The sequence below is a fragment of the Paraburkholderia sp. IMGN_8 genome, from assembly GCF_038050405.1.
In the GTDB taxonomy this organism is placed as follows: Bacteria; Pseudomonadota; Gammaproteobacteria; order Burkholderiales; family Burkholderiaceae; genus Paraburkholderia.
This window is the reverse complement of the sequence record NZ_CP150901.1, coordinates 2,812,271-2,830,087: the sequence shown is the minus strand read 5'-3', so window position 1 is coordinate 2,830,087 and position 17,817 is coordinate 2,812,271. Positions and strand designations below refer to the sequence as shown.

Sequence of the window (17,817 nt, the reverse complement as noted above, 5' to 3'; positions counted from 1 at the left end):
GCGGCTCGGCGACACGCAGACGGAGGGCGCCGACCCTGAACCGCCTTTCGGACACTCGACACCAAAACGGCCGCTTCGGAGGCCCAACCTATCGTCTGCTGTATGGCGATGCCTCGAAGCTCACTGCGGATCGCCTAAACTTACAGAACCAACGGACACGGCCACTTCGCGCGGCTACCCCGCCATGGCGCACATCTTCTTCGCCGCTTCGATTCAGCGGCATATCGCAACGCCCGAACGCGAGATCGACGCGCGCACGCTCGGCGAAGCGCTCGAGGCCGTCTTCGCCGCGCAACCTCGACTGCGCAGCTACATCCTTGACGATCAGGGCTCACTGCGAAGGCATCTCGCCGTGTTTGTCGACGGCCGGCGGGTGCGTGACCGACGACATCTGTCCGATGCGCTCGGCGATGAAAGCCGGGTTTACGTCGTACAGGCGCTGTCGGGCGGATAAGGGGGTTCCATCCGTACTCGAGCCTTACATGGGTTCGGAGTGCGAAGCATGGGACCGGAGTAAGTGCTGAAGCACTTACTCCGGTCGACATAAGCGCTAAAGCGCCAACCTTGGTCGACAGGAGACACTCGACATGAGCGATCGATTGCTTGTCGCAACCCGCAAGGGACTGTTCGTTCTGCAGGCCGATGGCGAGGGCGGCTGGACGCTCGGTGAGCCGTATTTCGTCGGCGAGCCGGTAAGCATGGTGCTGCCTGATCCGCGCGACGGAACGCTGTATGCCGCGCTCAATCTCGGCCACTTCGGCGTGAAGCTGCATCGCCAGCGTGCGGGCATGAGGGATTGGGAGGAGTGCGCGGTCCCCGTCTACCCGCCGCAGCCTGCCGACGAGACGCGTACCGGTGACGGCGCGAACGCGAGTGCGGACAATGCGAGCGCCGCCGCGCCCAGCCCGCCGTCGCCGCCCTGGACGCTTCAGCAAATCTGGTCGCTCGAAACCGGCGGCCCGGACGAGCCGGGCATCTTGTGGGCCGGTACGATTCCCGGTGGGCTCTTCCGTTCCGACGATGGCGGCGACACATGGGTGCTCAACCGTGCGCTGTGGGATCGCCCGGAGCGCCGCGAATGGTTCGGAGGCGGCTACGACGCGCCGGGCATCCATTCCGTGATGGTCGATCCACGCGACAGCCGGCACGTGACGATCGGCGTGTCGTGCGGCGGCGTCTGGCAAACCGCCGACGGCGGCGCGGCCTGGCGCGTGAGTGCGGAGGGCATGGAGGCCGATTACATGCCACCGGAGCGGCGCGGCGATGCCAACGTGCAGGACCCGCACCGCGTCGTGCAATGCGCGGCAAACCCGGATGTGCTGTGGACGCAGCATCACTGCGCGATCTTCCGCTCGACCGACGGCGCGGCGCACTGGCAGCGGATCGAAGCGCAGCCATCGAGCTTCGGCTTCGCGGTTGCCGTGCACCCGCGCGAGCCGGACACCGCCTGGTTCGTGCCCGCCGTGAAAGACCAGTGCCGGATCCCGGTGGACGGCCAGTTCGTCGTCACGCGCACGCGCGACGGCGGCCGCACGTTCGAGCGTTTCTCGAACGGGTTGCCGCGTGCACCGGTGTATGACCTCGTGTATCGGCACGGGCTCGCTATAGATGACTCCGGCGCGCGCCTCGCGATGGGGTCGACCACTGGCGCGCTATGGACGTCCGACGACGGCGGCGAAAGCTGGCATTTGATTTCAGCGCATTTGCCGCCTGTTTATTGTGTTCGGTTTGGATGAGGGCGCGGAGCGGGCTAGTAGGACATGAAAAGCCTACGTTCCCATTCATTCGGCGGACATAGCCTGAATGCGTTCATCGGCGTGATGGATCGATATTTCGCGCCATACGCGCCGGCAAACTTACGTCAAATCACGCGCCTCACGCCGATGCCGACTGCCTACCGTATTGCGCCGCATCGGGGGTACAGCACACTCCGCTCCATCGCCGCCGCAAGCTCTCGCTTTGCTAACGGTCAATCTGGAAACGGCAGTCGAGACTATGCATGAACGCCGAGGTCGAGCGCGGCCTTGCGGACGGCCGCAGCAATCTCGTCGCTGATCGCGGGATCTCTGACGGCCCGTGCGAGTGTGACCCCGCCCACCAGTAGAGCGAGCAGTGCGGTCGCTTCCTCGCGCCGGGCCTTCGGCCTGCCTTCGAGGCCGGCGGCCACTGCTTCGATAATCGAGCCCAACTCCGTCTCATAGGCTTGCCGGGTTTCGTCATCGGCGCGAGCCACTTCGCCCGAGAGACTCTGCAGTGCGCAACTGTCGGCAAGATCACAGGTCCGGCGGTCTCCCAGGTAGAAGTCGATGAACCACTCGCGCCAGTTGCTTCCCATTTGCTCGCGTGTCTGTCCGATACCTCGTCGCAGCTCTTCGAGACCGACGACCACCGCCTCGCGGAAGGCAGCCGCTTTCGACTTGAAATGCGCGTAGAACGCACCCGACGTCACGGCGGCGTCCTTCGCCAGGCCGTCGATCCCCGAGCCACCGAACCCACGGCTACGAAATCCCCGACCCGCGCTCGCGAGAATCCTCGCCTTGCTTTCTTCCTTCTTACCAGCCCGATGTGCCATGCGCGCATCTCCAGATAACGATCGATATTTAGTGCTTGACGACATCACGATCGTTATGAAACTATCGCGACATCACGACCGTTATATCGTGGCCGTGATGCTGGCGCAAGAACTCTGATTCGACTAACCCGTTAGATCAAGGAGTTATATCAATGCCTATTTCAGTCCACGTCACCCAAGGTCTTCTCACCCCGCATGGAGAACGTGAAGTGCTGCCCCTTGTCGCGGACGCGCTGCTGCGCGCACACGGCCTGAGCGGCAACAGGTTCATGACCCCGAACGTCATCGGCCATCTGATCGTGAGCCCTGAGTCGGAGAGTTACGTCGGTGGCAAGCCTCAGTCGCTAGCTGTTGTCGAAGTGAAGGTCCCGGCGACCACCTTCCCGAATACCGAAGTCAAGCAGGCGTTCGTCAGCGCTGTCACCGACATCATCGACCAGCTCAACGCGGGTTCCCATCCGCGTGAGCGCACGTTTGTCAATGTGACGTACGCGGTTGACGGTGCATGGGGCATTGGCGGCAAAGCATATTCCAACGCTGAGCTGGGCGAGGCCATACAACGCGGCGCCAGCTGACACGTCGCTCAGGTACGACAGGGGGGACACTCGGGGAGTAGCAACGATGCAGCAATCAAACGTCGCGGCCGGCTGCTGCGTGGCGAGCCCGTGACTGCTCGGAATCTGGAGCGGCATAGTTGCATTGTTTATCGCCGGAGCCGGCGTGGCGAATGAGTCGGCGCAGTGACGGCTACAGATAAGTGCAACAATAAAAAGCCGTCAGCGCCCTTTGAAACTCATCCTGTGACACGGAGGCGAACATGTTGGCGATCGCGTGGAAACGGGTCGTGGCAACGGTGAACAAGATTCTCGAAGCAGGGCGGGCGCCGTGGTTTGCATCGGCCTTGGCGAGCGCCGCGCTCACCATCGGCCCGGCGCAGGCGCAGCCGCCGTCGCCGTCGTTCGAGACCTTCGCTGTCCCGACCGGCAGTGCGCCGCATGACGTCGCGCCGGCACCGGACGGCGCCGTGTGGTACACCGCACAGGCGCAGGGCGCGGTCGGACGGCTGGATCCGCGTAGCGGCAGGATCGACAGGATTCCGCTCGGCGCAGGATCGGCGCCGCACGGCGTGATCGTGGGTCCCGATCGCGCGGCGTGGGTGACGGACGGCGGCCAGAACGCGATTGTGCGCATCGATCCGAAGACGCTCGCCGTCACGCGTTTTCCGCTGCCGAAGGACCGGCCAGACGCCAATCTGAACACCGCCGTGTTCGACAAACAAGGGCATCTGTGGTTTACCGGACAACGCGGCATCTATGGCGAACTGGATCCGCAGCGCGCCCGCATGCGCGTCTTCGATGCGCCGCGCGGGCCCGGGCCCTACGGCATCTGCGTGACCCCGGACGGCAGCCTGTATTTCGCATCACTGGCGGGGAGTTACGTTGGTCGCATCGATCCAGGGAGTGGTGCGGCGCAGGTCATCGAGCCGCCAACGTCGAAGCAGGGCGCGCGCCGCGTATGGTCCGATTCGAAGGGGCGCGTCTGGGTCAGCGAGTGGAATGCAGGAAAAGTCGGCGTATTCGACCCTGTGACGCACCAATGGCGCGAATGGCGATTGCCCGGCGACGATCCGCACGCATACGCAATATTTGTGGACGACCAGGATATCGTCTGGCTCAGTGAATGGAGCGCCAACGCGCTAGTGCGCTTTGACCCGCGTGCCGAGCGATTCGAAGTGTTTTCGCTGCCGCGCCCGCACGCGAACGTACGTGAGATGATGGGCCGCCCGGGCGAAGTCTGGCTGTCCGAATCCGGCACCGATCATCTGCTGCTCTACCGGTCCCGCGCAGCCGCTGCGAGCGGGAATTGACGACACACTGTGCCAACACTGAAATTCCGAAGTCCGCTCCGCCACGCGCGCAGGTCCAGCGCGAAAACGGCTTAGAGCAGTTGCAGCGTTTGCGGATCGGCTTCACCGCCGAAATACTTGCGCAGCGCTTCCACAAATACGTCGTTGTCGCTCGTGGCACGCGCGAACAGGCTGATCGACGATCGAAACTTCAGGTAATCCGGATATCCGAAAATTTCCTCTATGGAACGCTCTTTGACGAGGTTGACCAGTCGCGTCGATTCGCGCAGCCGTGGGCCGAGTAACGGGTGGCGCAGATAGGCTTCGGCCTCGGCCAACGACGAGATCGCGAACCCCTGCGCCATTGCGCTTGCCCCGAGGCCCTGGATTTGCGGAAACACAAACCACATCCAGTGGCTTCGCTTACGTCCGTCCCTCAATTCATCGCATACCTGTGCGTACACGGGGTCCTGGGCGTCGACAAAGCGCTGAAGGTCATATAGATCGTCCATTTCGTACTCCGTTGATGCCGGCGTGGAAATCCACCCTTGAACCCCGATTCTCGCACCTGTTTCCCAACTCGTCCGCCGCCCGCCGCGGCCATTACCTGCTATGAACGGGAAGTCAAATGCACTGACAGCCGCGGCACCATGCTGTTACGCAAGTGCGCCGCGGTCAGGGTTGCACGGCTTACTTCAGACGCGTTTGCAACTCGTTGGCAAGCTGCCTGGTTGCGGCTTTGGTCGGCGCGTCGTCAGCGAGTGCATTAAGCAAGCCAAAGTCGTGGATCGTACCGTTGTAGCGGATCGTGGTGACTTCATTGCCCGCAGCGTCGAGTTTGCGTCCGTAGGCCTCACCTTCATCGCGCAGCACGTCGAACTGTGCAACCTGGATCAGCGCCGGCGGCAGACCTTTCAGCTGATCCGCTGAAGCACCCAGCGGTGAAGCGTAAATCTCGTTACGCTGCTTCGGATCCTTTGTATAAGCATCCCAGAACCACTTCATCATCGGTCGGGTCAGGAAATGGCCTTCCGGATAGGCGTTGTACGAGCCGTCGCTGAAATTGGCGTCTGTGACGGGCCACATCAGGCCTTGAAAGCGGATTGCGGGGCCCTGCTTGTTCTTCGCCATCAGCGAGACGACCGCGGCCATGTTGCCGCCGACGCTGTTGCCTACTACCGCGAGGCGGCTGCCGTCCACACCGATTTCCTGGCCATGTGAAGCGACCCACCGGGTGGCCGCGTACGCCTGGTTGATCGCCACCGGATAACGCGCTTCGGGCGACGGCGTGTAATTGACAAACACCGCCACGGCCCCGGATTGCACGACGAGGTCGCGCACCAGCCGCTCGTGGGTCTGGAAGTCGCCAAGGATCCAGCCGCCGCCGTGGAAGAACATGAAGACCGGCAGCGTGCCCGTTGCGCCTTGCGGCCGCACAATCGTGATCGGCACCGTTATGCCGTCCTGCTCAATGGTCTTGTTCGACACATCAATGCCGGACAGATCGACCTTTACGCCGTTCTGCGCGTCGATCAGCACCTGGCGCGCCCGCGCCGGTGTCAACGTGTTGATTGCCGGTCCCGTGCCGCTGTTCAGCGCTTGCAGGAACTGGCTGGTCACCGGATCGGGCGAAGCCGGTGTTGCCTGGCTTGCGGCAATGGCGAAGGTGGAACTGGCCGCGAGAACGGCGGCGAGCAGTAAGGGCTTGAAGGTCTTCATGGCTTGCTCCTGTGCGAGTCGATTGGACGCGTGGTTAAACGATCGTGAGGGTGACGTCGATGTTGCCGCGGGTGGCGTTCGAGTACGGGCAGACGACGTGCGCCTTGTCGACCAGTGCCTGTGCCGCTTCGCGTGTCATGCCGGGCAGGGAGATTTTTAGTTCGACTTCGATGCCGAAGCCGTTCGGGATCGCGCCGATGCCGACGCTGCCGTCAATCGAGACGTCTGCGGGGATGGCGACCTTGTCGCGCGCGGCCACGAACTTCATCGCGCCGAGGAAGCAGGCGCTGTAGCCGGCGGCAAAAAGCTGCTCGGGATTGGCGCCTTCGCCGCCCGCACCGCCCAATTCCCTGGGCGTGGTCAACTTGAAGTCGAGATTGCCTGCGGGGACGACAGCACGTCCATCGCGGCCGCCTGTGGCGTGGGCATGGGCACGGTAGAGGACTTTTTCGAGTGACATGGTGAAGCTCCTTTAAAAAAGGGATAACAATCAGGTTTTGCTATCTACTACTAGATAGATTTGCTCGTAAAAAAAACGGATGATTCGACAGCACACTTATCCTCTATCTATCTACTCAAAGATAGATAGAGGGGCCAAACAAAGAGGTGGCTCACCACCTCACATCGACTGCGTTATCGCGCAATTCTCACCGAAGCCACGACATCTTCGAGTCGAGCGTTGGTGTGGAACAGCCGGCTCGCCAGCACACTGCCCTGAAAGGCCGCGTAGAGGGCGCGCGCCGCGTTTTCCGGTTTGCCATTCACCGCGAGCGTACGTTCCTGCGCGCCTTGCGCCAGAACCTTGGCCAGCCAGCTTTCGTTAGCCTTGAAAAAAGCTTGCACCGCTTGCCGGATGTTATCCGGCAGCGACCCGATATCGGCAGCGAGCATGCCGCACAGGCAGATCTGATCGCCGTCACCAAGGGTCCTGCCGAACAGCTTCGCGTACTTGTTGAGCTTTGAATCGGCCGGCAACGAAGCGTCGATTGCGTGGAGGGCGTTGAGTACTTCCGTGCTGTACTCGTTGACCGCTTCCAGAACCAGATCGTCTTTCGACGGAAAATAGTAGTGAATGCTCGAAGTCTTTACGCCAACCAGACTGGACAGATCACGATAGCTAAACCCGTTGTAACCCCGCAGCATGATGAGCGTGATTGCATGGTCGAGGATCTGTTCGCGCACTGTCGTTGTCGTTTCCATGGACGAACTATATCTACTCATAGATAGACTGTCAAGCGGCTCGGTCGTCCAGTTTCGCGTGAGCTGTCGACCCGTTGCGATGTCATCGTGCCAGACCTGCTGACTGCCTGCCATCAGGAGTACGACCATGCAAAGGCGCTGGTCAACGCACGCAATGCGGCAAATACAACCAGCGAAACCGACTTCACGACGCTCTTCCGACTGGCGAGGCCAGTCGGGGCATGCGGCTATTCTTTCACACAGACCCTATAAGATTTTTGTCTGACTAGTCCCTCGGCTTTTGTGAACTGCCGCAACAACGCCCCCGCGAGTAACAAACAAACGGACTATTCCCCTAGGGGCAACAGTGCCAAAAGCAGGCGCCGCAACTCCAGACATTCGGTCGGCGTCAGCCTCGCAGTGAGAATGCGCTCGACCTCCTCGACACGTGGACGCAACGTCGCAAGCTGCTTCTTGCCGGCGGGAGTAAGGAACAGCACATAACTACGTTTGTCGACGGGATCGTCCGAGCGTTCGATCAAATTATTGCGGACCATGCGCGCGACTAGATCGGCGATTGTCGAACGGTCCACGTCGAGTTCATCGCCGAGTTGTCGTTGATTGACGCCGGGCGTTATCTGCAAGATTTCGAGCGCCGCGTACTGAACGCTCGTGATCTCGGCGGAGACTTCGCTGAGCCATACCGCTACGTGGCGTTGCTGGGCGCGGCGTACCAGGCTACCCGTGAATTTGGAAAGCGTTTCGGGGTCGTCGTGTTTGGTCGGCAATTTCTAAGCGTGTAGCGAAGATGTGTTCGTTCGGAAAATGGGCCGCAAAAACGCATTCAATTCGGCATAGGCGTCCAGCGGAAGTACATGCGCGACGTACTGGTCCGGACGGACCACGACGAGCGCGCCCCGTTCCCTGCCGATGCCACGCTCGTCGAAGATATCAGTCGCTGCGTCGCTCGTAAACGCTTTCTCGTAGTCAATGAGGCCGTAGCGTCCCTTGCGCGGCAGCAACAACGCATGCAGATCTTCGAGTCGTACTTCGCGATGAGGCTGCTGCAACACTGCGCGAAGATCGAAGACGCTATCCGCATCGGCATCTTCTGACGTGATGAGACGCAAGACCGAATCGGGCGACTTGGCGAGATGTTCGCACAGTGCATTGAGCGCACTTCCGCTTGCGTCTGAGAAAGCGTACAGGCGCCAGCGACCATCGGCGCGTGCCGCGTGGCCGAGTTGCATCGGCTTCGCATCGGCGAGACGAACGACGGGCGACGAATGAAAGCGCGTGCCGACGGTGAAGCCGCTCGCGAGCGATTGATATGTCGTTTCGCCCGTCAACGCGCCCGGCCGATATCGCGTCGCGACGCCCGCCGTATATCGACCCGCGCGAACGAAATAGTCCTGCAGTTCCGTTGGATCGACACCGCCTGCTTCGGGGCGATTGGGGTCTTTCGGCGGGGCGGCCATCATCGCGGACCATTCCTTGTCGAAGTCGATCAGTTCTTGCGCGACGGGCTGGCGTTCATCGGAATACGTGCGTAACAGGTCAATGTCGCTAAGTCCTTGCAGCACCGCGCCGAGCTTCCAGCCGAGATTGAAGCCGTCTTGCATCGAAACGTTCATGCCCTGACCAGCTTTCGCGCTATGCGTATGACAGGCATCACCAGCGATGAACACGCGCGGCTCGCGAGATGTTCCATCGGCGGCGATGGCATCGTCGAAGCGATCGGTCAGACGCTGCCCCACTTCATAAACCGAAAACCACGCGACTTCTTTCACGTCGAGTGAATAGGGATGCAGAATCCGTTGCGCGGTCTGAATGATGCGGTCGACCGTGGTCTGCTTGATCGTGTCGCGATTCTCCGGCGTTACTTCGCCCAGATCGACGTAAAAGCGCACGAGATAACCGCCTTCACGCGGAATGATGAGCAGATTTCCCTTGCTTGCAGACTGAATCGCCGCTTTCAGGCGGATGTCCGGAAAGTCGGTGACGGCAAGTGCATCCATCACGCCCCACGCATGGTTGGCCGCATCGCCTTGCAGCGTCTGCCCGATGGCAGCACGCACGCGACTGCGGGCGCCATCGCAGCCCACGACATAGCGAGCACGCACGGTGACCGTTTCATTGAGCCGCGATGCATCCGTTCGACGTAATGTGACGCGTACGGGATACTCGCCCGCGTTATCGCGCTGCACGTCCTCGACCTTGAGATCATAATCCGGTTCGATCCGTTGCGCGGACCGGCGCATCACATCAAGCAGATACTCCTGCACGCGGGCCTGATTGACAATGACGTGCGGAAACTCCGACATACCTGATTCGGTATCCTGAACACGACCGGTACGCTTGATCGCGCCACGGTCATCTGCATCTGGTCTCCAAAAAACGGTCTCATTGACCCAATAGGCTTCGCGCAACAAGCGATCGCTGAGGCCGAATGCATTGAACATCTCGACGGTGCGGCATGCGACTCCGTCTGCCTGTCCCATCAGCAACGGGCCCGAGCGACGCTCGACGATGCGCGTCCTGATCGACGGAAACTGCGACAGCTGAGCCGCAAGCACGAGCCCGGCCGGTCCGCTTCCGACGATGAGCACATCGACCGCATCGGGCATTTCGACGCAAGGTGCGCCATCGGCGCCTGGCTCGATCGTCGGATCCCCGACGCGGAAACCGTTGACATGAAATTGCATGATGTCTTCCTCCAATCTGTCTCGATCACCTGATGACGAATATACTCCGTACACCAACTATATAAAAGCACTTCTTGTGATCATGAATGCCCTGATCTCAGGATGCGCTTTGCGAATCTCCGTCGATCGGGATCATTTGCCCGGAAATTGAACGCCCGGCGTCGGATGCCAGAAAAACAGCGAGCGCCGCAATGTCGGCCGGATCGACAAAATGCTTGATGGATTGATTGGCGAGCGCAGCCGCCTCTTCCTGCGCGAAGGTGCGGCCGCTGGCTGATGCGCGTCCCGCCAGCACCTGCTGAATACGTGGACCTTCCACGGCACCCGGCAGGATCGCATTGACTCGTATGCCGAATTCGCCGAGCTCACGCGACAAGGTCTTTGCGAATCCGATGAGGCCCCATTTGGTCGTCGCGTAGGGGCTGCGGTTCGGGTAACCGAAGCGGCCGGCGAGCGACGACATGATGAGAATCACGCCCGCGCTCGACTGTTTCAGGAAAGGGATGGCCCGTTGCGTCACCATGAACGTCCCGGTGAGGTTCAGACGAAGCACCGCTTCTCAGGCGTCCGGATCCATCTCCGCGACACTCGCGGTCGGTCCCGCAATGCCCGCGTTGTTCACGAGAACATCCAATCCGCCGAGAGCGGACGCGGCGTCCGCGACCATGCGCGAAGCCGCCGCGCGATCGGCGATGTCGCACACCGATGCCCTGACGCCCGGCAATTGCGTTTGCATCTCTTGAAGCGTCGCTTTGTCGATATCGCAGACAAAGACGCTCGCGCCCGCCGATACGAATGCTTCCGTAATGGCGCGTCCTATACCGCCCGCACCAGCGGTCACCAGCACGCGCATGCCTTTTGATGTGGTCATGAAATTCCCTGCTCTGACTTGGGTCACGTTCACCGCTCACTCGCAGGCGGCACGTATAAACTCTGGCACGAGCACGGCTTTCAGCCGCCCATCGGCCTGTTTGATACACAACGCGCGAGTCGCGCGACCCTCGCAGATCAGCGTATCGTTGCGCATAACGCGGTGGCTTTGAATAAAGACTTTGCCTCGCCACTCCTCAATGCCGGTATGCACCTCCAGACTTTCACCGTAGGTCGCCGAGGTGTGAAAACCAGCGTGCATCTCCAGCATCGGCGCGCCGACGCAATGAGGTAGCGCTCGCATCTCTCGCCACGGCGGCAGGCCGCACTGTATAAAATAATCGTGCGAAGCGGCGTCCATCCAGCGCGAGAAGTTCGGAAAAAAGACGATTCCGGCCGGGTCGCAATCGCCGAATTGCACATCGATACGATAGACAGTTTCTTTACCCACGGGTCTATGCTCCAGCTTCCAGTCCAACCATTGTGCGTGTATTGCACCCGCAACACTGTCAGTGCGGCGACATTTCGCATTGGCCGCCGGGTGAGCGGCGCTGGGAGCACGCGATGATCAGGCAAAAGCGCATGGTCGCCGTGTCGCTTACGGTCGACGAACTGCTCGCTCAGTCGCCGTGGTTCGTGAGGCTGGACGAATCCGCGAAGTCCCGCGTGCGCTCTGACGCGTCGGAGCGCGCCGTCGCTGCTGGTCAGGCTCTGGGGCACCACGGCGAAAGGCAGCATGTCTGGTTTGGCATGCTCGAGGGCCTCATCAAGTGGTCAATCACCGCGCGCGACGGCCAGACGGTGACGTTGGGCGGACAGTCGGTCGGCAGTTGGTTCGGCGAAGGCACGCTGATTCGGAACGCCCCGCGTGAGTCCGATCTCATCGCGTTGCGCAACAGCCGCGTCGCGCAGGTTCCACGTGCCACATTCAACTGGCTGCGCGATCAGCAGCCGTCGTTCAACGAATTTCTGTTGTTACAGGTCAACGAGCGTCTGCACTGGTTCATGGGCGCCGTCGCCGCGCACGGACTGCTCGACACCGACAGTCTTGTCGCACGGGCGCTCGTGGGCATGGTGCAACCATTGTCCAATCCGAGCGGCGTGGCGCATTTGCCGCTCTCCCAGGAAGAGCTCGCCAACCTGGCCGCCGTGTCGCGTCAAACGTGCAATAAGGCGATGACCCGCTTCAAGAACTCCGGCCTCGTGCGCACCGAGTACGGCGGCATCGTCGTGTTGGATTTGCCCGGGCTTCACGCCTTGGCACGATAGCTCCGCACATCTTTCTTCGCGAATCATTGCCGACGGCGTTCGCGTTTTGCCTGGTGTTTACGCTAATCCCAACTGTCGCGCAATAGACAGTCGTGGGAGCGGTCGCCCGAAATAATGCGTGTCATACAAGACTAGGAGACACGCATGATTCGCGCTCGTTCGCTGCCCGCCGCAGCCGTGTTCGTCGAGAGCTCGACGGACCAGATAGTCGAGGACGCCGTCTTCCGTAAAATCGGTTGGCGCGTCATGCCGCTCGTTTTGATCGCCTATATCTTTGCATTCCTCGACCGTATCAACATCGGCTACGCGCAACTGCAGATGAAGCACGACCTGGCCTTCTCCGATGCTGTCTATGGGCTCGGAGCCGGCATTTTCTTCGTCACCTATCTGCTGTTCGAGGTGCCCAGCAATCTGCTGCTCGAAAAGATCGGTGCGCGGCTGACTTTTTTGAGAATCATGGTGCTGTGGGGCTTCACGTCCGCCGCGACCGCGTTCGTCACGGCGCCGTGGCAGTTTTACGGAATCAGGCTGATGCTCGGCATATTCGAAGCAGGTTTCTTCCCCGGCATCATTCTGTATTTGACGTACTGGTACCCGAGCCAGCGCCGCGGACGTGTGACGGGTCTGTTTCTGTTCGGCATGCCGATCACGGGCGTCCTGGGTGGCCCGCTGTCGGGAATGGTCATGAGCGGCATGGAGGGCCTCGGCGGCATGCATGGGTGGCAATGGCTGTTCCTCGTCGAAGGCTTGCCGACCGTTCTGCTGGGGCTCCTGCTGTATCGTATGCTTCCGGACAAGCCGGGCCGCGCGCCCTGGCTGAACGATGCCGAGAAAGTGCTGGTGCAGTCGGTCCTGGATTCCGACCATCGAGGCGCCGCGAAGGCTGGACATCATGGCAGGCTCGCCGCGGCGCTGGCCGACCCAAAGACCTACGTGCTTGCCTTCGTGTACTTCTGCTGCGCTTGCGCCGTCTACACGCTCACGTTCTGGCTGCCGACCATGATCAAGGGCCTCGGCATCGCCCCGATCGCCACGATCGGCTGGTACACGGCAGTGCCCTATATCTTCGGTGCGCTTGGCGTTCTCGTCATCAGCCGCAGTTCGGACCGATTCAAGGAGCGTCGCTGGCATGTCGGGGGAACCTTGGTTCTCGGCGCAGTGGCCCTGGCTTCAACTTCCTTTCTTGGCACGGCGGTCGTCCCGGTGATGGTCCTGCTGTGCGTTGCCGCGTTCTTCATCTTTGGCGGCGGGTCGCTGTTCTGGTCAATTCCTCCCACCTATCTTGGCCGGGATGCAGCCGCAGCCGGCATCGCGGTGATCAGCTCGCTGGGTATCCTCGGCGGCTTCGTCAGCCCGACTCTGATCGGCTGGATCAAGGGCGCGACCGGCAGTATCCAGATGGGTCTCCTGGCCTTGACCGCACTTGTCATCGGGGGCGGCCTCACGATCCTGCTGGGCCTGCCAAAGAGCGCGGTCCGAGTGGGCGCTGCGGATGACGGGAGCTCGCACTGATCGAGCCGCCATAGTCAATCCTATCCTTTAGACCAATTTCTTCTCTGGAGAAGACCAGCATGAGCAAGCCCAAAGTCATTGTGACCGTCGCGCCGACCGGCGGCATGGCGAACAAGAAAATGAACCCGAACCTGCCGACACAGCCGCAGGAGATCGCTGACGACACCTACCGGTGCTACAACGCCGGTGCCAGTGTCGTTGCAGTGCATGCGCGACGTCCCGACGACGAGGCCACCTGCGATCCTGCAACCTATAGCCACATCAACCGGCTGATTCGCGACAAGTGTGACATCATCCTGAACAACTCCACCGGCGGCGGAATTAACGGCGACATGGTTCGCGAACTCGACAACGGCCTGTGGGAGATCCAGTGGGAGGAACGCCTTAAGGGAATGCGGGGTGACGGCGTCGAGATGTGCACGCTCGATGCACAGACCGTGATCGCAAGCTTCGGCGGCAAGGAGATCCTGGTGGCGACGCCGCCATCGCGAATCCGGCAGATTGCCCAGATGATGAAGGAGCGGGGCATCAAGCCCGAATGGGAGGTGTTCGGCCTTGCCGACATCGTCCAGGATGTACAGCGCGCCATCAACGAGGGCCTCGACGACGCACCGCACTTTATCAATATCGTCATCGGTGCCAATGCCTTCCAGGGCGCATTACCCTACACGCCTCGCCTGTTGCAGACCATGGTCGACCACCTGCCCCGCAACACCGTCTTCAATGTCAGCGCCATCGGCGCGGCGCAGTTGCCCGCCGCGATGAATTCGCTCTTGCTGGGTGGCCACGTGCGCGTCGGGCTCGAAGACAACCTGTACTACAAGCAGGGGGAGTTGGCCACCAACGTACAATTGGTCGAGCGGCTTGTTCGCCTGGTACGTGAGATGGGTTACGAGCCGGCCACCCCGACCGAGGCGCGCGAGATTATTGGACTGCGGCCGTTGCGCGAAACAATCAACGCTGTCTGCCTGGAGGGTTAGACAATGCCAAAGCGAGCCGTCAACATCGCTATCATCGGCACCGGCGTTATTGGCGCAGGCTGGGCGACGCATTTCCTGGCGCATGGTTTTGCGGTCACGGCGATGGATCCCGGCGAGGGGGCTGAGTCGCGCCTGCGCGACTGGATCGACAACTGTTGGCCTGTAGTCGAGAGACTCGGGCTGGCGAACGGCGCCTCGCGGGAAAAGCTGACCTTCACAACTGACGTGGACGCGGCGGTGCGCAATGCCGATTTCATTCAAGAAAGCGGCCCCGAGCGTCTGGATGTCAAACACTCGTTGATAGCAAGCATCGAATCGGCGGCAAGGGCAGACGCGATCATCGCTTCGTCGTCGTCGGGCCTGGCGATCAGCGAGATTCAGGCAGGCGCGAAGCATCCGGAACGAATCGTCCTTGGGCATCCATTCAATCCGTCTCACATCATTCCGTTGGTAGAGGTCGGTGGCGGCCGGCTTACATCGCCCGAGAACATAGCGAGGGCCATGGCGTTCTATTCCTCAACGGGCAAGAAGGTCATCCGGATCAACAAAGAAGTCAAAGGTCATATCGCCAACCGTCTGCAGGTTGCGATATGGCAAGAAGCCATTAGTCTTGTACAGCGCGGTGTCGCGTCTGTGGAGGACGTCGACGCGGCGATCTCCTACGGCCCAGGATTGCGCTGGGCACTGCTCGGCCCGTTTCTCAACCTTCACGCTTCTGGAGGCGCCGGTGGCATCAGGCATGTGCTGCAACATCTGGGTGCGGCCCAGCGCGAGTGGGCCAGGGATCTGGGCACGTATCCCGAGACGGACGACTACATCGAGTCGATCGCGAAAGGCGTCGATACGGAACTGCAGTCGTACAATTTTCCAGAAATGCTTCTCCAGCGCGATCAATTGCTGATTCAACTACTCGAGGCGAAGCGAAATCTTTCTCAGATTCCGTAGGCGAACGGTACCTGAAGCTGAGCAGAGTTTGGACGCAGGTCTCGGGCCGCAATGGCACACGTTGAAATTGCCATTCTTGCGACAGAAGAGATGTCGCTCGCCTCGGTTGGCGATGCGAGAAACGATGAGAGCCTCGTCCCTTGCTTTAAGGCGATGCTCGGTGCGATAAAACTAATTCACCGAAACCTGGACTTACCCGATTCCGCATTTTCGAGAGATGCAAGCCGATCCACTATCGTCAATCAGGCATCCCGTCAGATCCGCGACCAGTACGTGATGCTCGGCAAAGGAGATGCCTTGCCATTGGGCGATGAGCGCGGGTGCATTTTCCGCATAGCCTTTTGTGCCCGGCACGTTGACCTCGATCATGTCTTCACGCAGAGGCGACGTCATCGCGCACAGCGCCGCGCTGCACCGTCTGCCCCAGCGGCTCGCCGAACTGCAGGGCGGCAAGCTGCGCATAGAGCGGCGAGGTCTGAAGGAGATCGGCGTGACGGCCCTGCGCGACGATGCGGCCTTGTTCCAGAACGACAATGCGGTCGGCTTGTTGTACGGTAGCGAGGCGGTGCGCGATGACCAGCGTGGTGCGATTCTGCGCGGCATTGTCCAGCGCCAGTTGGACCAGTCGTTCACTGGCGGCATCGAGCGCACTGGTGGCCTCGTCGAGCAGCAGGATGGGTGGATTCTTCAGGATCGCGCGGGCAATCGCGATGCGCTGACGCTGTCCACCAGAAAGCCGCACTCCGCGCTCGCCGAGAAACGTGTCGTAGCGTTGCGGCAGTTCTTCGATAAAGCCAGCCGCGGCGGCCATTTCGGCGGCCTGCTGAACTTGAGCGAGTGTGGCTTCGGGCGCGCCGTAGCGGATGTTGTCGAGCACGCTGCCTGAAAAGATCACCGATTCCTGCAGTACCACCCCGATTTCCCGGCGCAACTCGGCAAGCGGCACATGCCGTGTCGGGACGCCGTTGATGAGGATGCTGCCGGCTTGCGGGTCGTAAAAGCGCAGCAGCAGTTGGAATAGGGTGGTCTTGCCGGCGCCGGACGGTCCGACCAACGCGACATGCTCGCCCGGGCGGACATCGAGCGAGAGGCCGGAGAGCGCGGCGATGCCGGGGCGGGACGGATACGAAAAGCTAACGTTGTCGAAGCGGATGCCGTCCCCGAGCGTCGGCAGCCGGATCGCGGCTTCGGCCTGCGCCACCGGCGAGCGCGCCGCCAGCAGTTGCAGCAGCCGCTCGGTGGCGCCGGCAGCCCGCTGCAGATCGCCCCACACCTCGGCGACCGCCCCCACAGCCCCGGCGGTGACCACTGCGTAAAGGATGAACTGGGACAATTGGCCAGCCGTCATCTGCCCGGCCAGCACCGCCTGCGCGCCTAGCCACAGGACGAAGACGATAGCCGCGAACACCAGCACGATGACCACGGCGGTTAGCCAGGCGCGCGCCCGAATGCGCTTGAGCGCCGTCTCGAATGCCGCATCGACCATGCCAGCAAACCGCCGCGCCTCGCGGGGCTCCTGCGTAAACGATTGCACGGTCGGCATGGCATTGAGCACCTCCCCCGCCAGCGCGCTCGCGTTCGCCACCTTGTCCTGGCTTGCACGCGAGAGCCTCCGCACGCGCCGCCCGAAAATGACGATGGGTGCAACCACCACGACCAGCGTGGCCATGATGTAGCCCGACAGCACAGGGCTCGTCACCGCCAGCATCGCCACGCCGCCGGCAAGCAGGAAGAAGTTGCGCAGCCCCATAGACAGGCTGGTGCCCACCACCGTCTGGATCAACGTCGTGTCCGCGGTAAGTCGCGACAGCACCTCGCCGCTCTGCGTGCTCTCGAAGAATTGCGGACTCATTCCCAGCACGTGCTTGTAGACAGCCGTCCGCAAGTCGGCCGTGACCCGCTCGCCGAGCCACGACACCAGATAGAAGCGCAGCGCCGTGGCCCCGGCCAGTACCAGCGAAACGGCGAATAGCGCCAGAAAATAGCGATCGATGTGCGCCCGGTCGCCGCCTGCGAAACCCCGGTCGATCAGATATTTGAACGTTACCGGCAACGCCAGGGTCGCACCCGCCGACGTCACCAGCGCCACGAAGGCAAGCGCCCAGCGTCGGGCATAAGGGCGCAGGAAGGGCAACAGGGCGAACAGGGGACTGATACGCGCAGTAGACGGGGCGACATCTGGCATGAGGATTCCTGAGCGGCTAGAGGGGGAGTGAATCA

18 protein-coding genes and 1 pseudogene are annotated in these 17,817 nt (G+C 61.5%); 8 read left to right on the top strand and 11 right to left on the bottom strand.

What is annotated here, in order from left to right; all coding sequences use genetic code 11:
* The first annotated feature begins 184 nt into the window (after nt 1–184).
* Both WN982_RS33890 and WN982_RS33885 read left to right on the top strand, forming a co-directional pair.
* Nucleotides 185–454, top strand: coding sequence for a MoaD/ThiS family protein (locus WN982_RS33890; protein ID WP_341319507.1), 270 nt, complete (start codon nt 185–187; stop codon nt 452–454).
* Between the two features lie 133 nt (nt 455–587).
* Nucleotides 588–1,736, top strand: a complete 1,149-nt coding sequence (locus tag WN982_RS33885; protein ID WP_341316374.1) for an exo-alpha-sialidase — start codon at nt 588–590, stop codon at nt 1,734–1,736.
* Nucleotides 1,737–1,993: 257 nt separating this feature from the next.
* On the opposite strand, the gene WN982_RS33880 is transcribed toward WN982_RS33885, so the two are convergent.
* Nucleotides 1,994–2,572, bottom strand: a complete 579-nt coding sequence (locus WN982_RS33880) for a TetR/AcrR family transcriptional regulator (RefSeq protein WP_341316373.1) — start codon at nt 2,570–2,572, stop codon at nt 1,994–1,996.
* 152 nt (nt 2,573–2,724) lie between these two features.
* On the opposite strand from WN982_RS33880, the gene WN982_RS33875 reads away from it, so the two are divergent.
* Both WN982_RS33875 and WN982_RS33870 read left to right on the top strand, forming a co-directional pair.
* Nucleotides 2,725–3,147 carry a hypothetical protein gene (locus WN982_RS33875; RefSeq protein WP_341316372.1) on the top strand — a complete coding sequence of 141 codons (423 nt, stop codon included), beginning with the start codon at nt 2,725–2,727 and terminating at the stop codon, nt 3,145–3,147.
* 242 nt (nt 3,148–3,389) lie between these two features.
* The gene (locus tag WN982_RS33870; protein WP_341316371.1) at nt 3,390–4,439 is read left to right on the top strand and encodes a lyase; all 1,050 of its coding nucleotides are present in this window, start codon (nt 3,390–3,392) and stop codon (nt 4,437–4,439) included.
* 71 nt (nt 4,440–4,510) lie between these two features.
* On the opposite strand, the gene WN982_RS33865 is transcribed toward WN982_RS33870, so the two are convergent.
* The 8 genes and pseudogenes from WN982_RS33865 to WN982_RS33830 all read right to left on the bottom strand — a co-directional run bounded on the left by WN982_RS33865 (nt 4,511) and on the right by WN982_RS33830 (nt 11,342).
* Nucleotides 4,511–4,930: a DUF1810 domain-containing protein gene (locus WN982_RS33865; protein ID WP_341316370.1), complete on the bottom strand. Its 420-nt coding sequence runs from the start codon at nt 4,928–4,930 to the stop codon at nt 4,511–4,513.
* Nucleotides 4,931–5,108: 178 nt separating this feature from the next.
* Nucleotides 5,109–6,137 (bottom strand): alpha/beta hydrolase, encoded by a 1,029-nt coding sequence (locus tag WN982_RS33860; RefSeq protein WP_341316369.1) that lies wholly within the window; start codon nt 6,135–6,137, stop codon nt 5,109–5,111.
* Nucleotides 6,138–6,171: 34 nt separating this feature from the next.
* Complete coding sequence (locus WN982_RS33855) at nt 6,172–6,597, bottom strand: organic hydroperoxide resistance protein (protein WP_341316368.1); 426 nt, start codon at nt 6,595–6,597, stop codon at nt 6,172–6,174.
* Nucleotides 6,598–6,770: 173 nt separating this feature from the next.
* Nucleotides 6,771–7,337 (bottom strand): TetR/AcrR family transcriptional regulator, encoded by a 567-nt coding sequence (locus WN982_RS33850; protein WP_341319506.1) that lies wholly within the window; start codon nt 7,335–7,337, stop codon nt 6,771–6,773.
* Between the two features lie 326 nt (nt 7,338–7,663).
* The gene (locus WN982_RS33845; protein WP_341316367.1) at nt 7,664–8,104 is read right to left on the bottom strand and encodes a MarR family transcriptional regulator; all 441 of its coding nucleotides are present in this window, start codon (nt 8,102–8,104) and stop codon (nt 7,664–7,666) included.
* A 3-nt stretch (nt 8,105–8,107) separates the two neighbouring features.
* Nucleotides 8,108–10,021 (bottom strand): FAD-binding monooxygenase, encoded by a 1,914-nt coding sequence (locus WN982_RS33840; protein ID WP_341316366.1) that lies wholly within the window; start codon nt 10,019–10,021, stop codon nt 8,108–8,110.
* 97 nt (nt 10,022–10,118) lie between these two features.
* A pseudogene (locus tag WN982_RS33835) lies at nt 10,119–10,892 on the bottom strand (SDR family oxidoreductase).
* Between the two features lie 36 nt (nt 10,893–10,928).
* Nucleotides 10,929–11,342, bottom strand: a complete 414-nt coding sequence (locus tag WN982_RS33830; RefSeq protein WP_341316365.1) for a thioesterase family protein — start codon at nt 11,340–11,342, stop codon at nt 10,929–10,931.
* A 113-nt stretch (nt 11,343–11,455) separates the two neighbouring features.
* Between WN982_RS33830 and WN982_RS33825 the strand changes: the two genes are divergently transcribed.
* The 4 genes from WN982_RS33825 (at nt 11,456) to WN982_RS33810 (ending at nt 15,597) form a co-directional block, all read left to right on the top strand.
* Complete coding sequence (locus tag WN982_RS33825; RefSeq protein WP_341316364.1) at nt 11,456–12,160, top strand: Crp/Fnr family transcriptional regulator; 705 nt, start codon at nt 11,456–11,458, stop codon at nt 12,158–12,160.
* 144 nt (nt 12,161–12,304) lie between these two features.
* The gene (locus WN982_RS33820) at nt 12,305–13,672 is read left to right on the top strand and encodes an MFS transporter (protein WP_341316363.1); all 1,368 of its coding nucleotides are present in this window, start codon (nt 12,305–12,307) and stop codon (nt 13,670–13,672) included.
* A gap of 59 nt (nt 13,673–13,731) precedes the next feature.
* Entirely contained in the window at nt 13,732–14,652 is a 921-nt protein-coding gene (locus WN982_RS33815; RefSeq protein WP_341316362.1) for a 3-keto-5-aminohexanoate cleavage protein, read from the top strand.
* A 3-nt stretch (nt 14,653–14,655) separates the two neighbouring features.
* Nucleotides 14,656–15,597 carry a 3-hydroxyacyl-CoA dehydrogenase NAD-binding domain-containing protein gene (locus WN982_RS33810; RefSeq protein ID WP_341316361.1) on the top strand — a complete coding sequence of 314 codons (942 nt, stop codon included), beginning with the start codon at nt 14,656–14,658 and terminating at the stop codon, nt 15,595–15,597.
* 192 nt (nt 15,598–15,789) lie between these two features.
* On the opposite strand, the gene WN982_RS33805 is transcribed toward WN982_RS33810, so the two are convergent.
* Together WN982_RS33805 and WN982_RS33800 are read right to left on the bottom strand one after the other, a co-directional pair.
* The gene (locus WN982_RS33805) at nt 15,790–15,966 is read right to left on the bottom strand and encodes a hypothetical protein (protein WP_341316360.1); all 177 of its coding nucleotides are present in this window, start codon (nt 15,964–15,966) and stop codon (nt 15,790–15,792) included.
* Between the two features lie 4 nt (nt 15,967–15,970).
* A complete protein-coding gene (locus tag WN982_RS33800) occupies nt 15,971–17,782 on the bottom strand; it encodes an ABC transporter transmembrane domain-containing protein (protein WP_341316359.1) in 1,812 nt (603 codons plus the stop codon).
* Between the last annotated feature and the right edge of the window lie 35 nt (nt 17,783–17,817).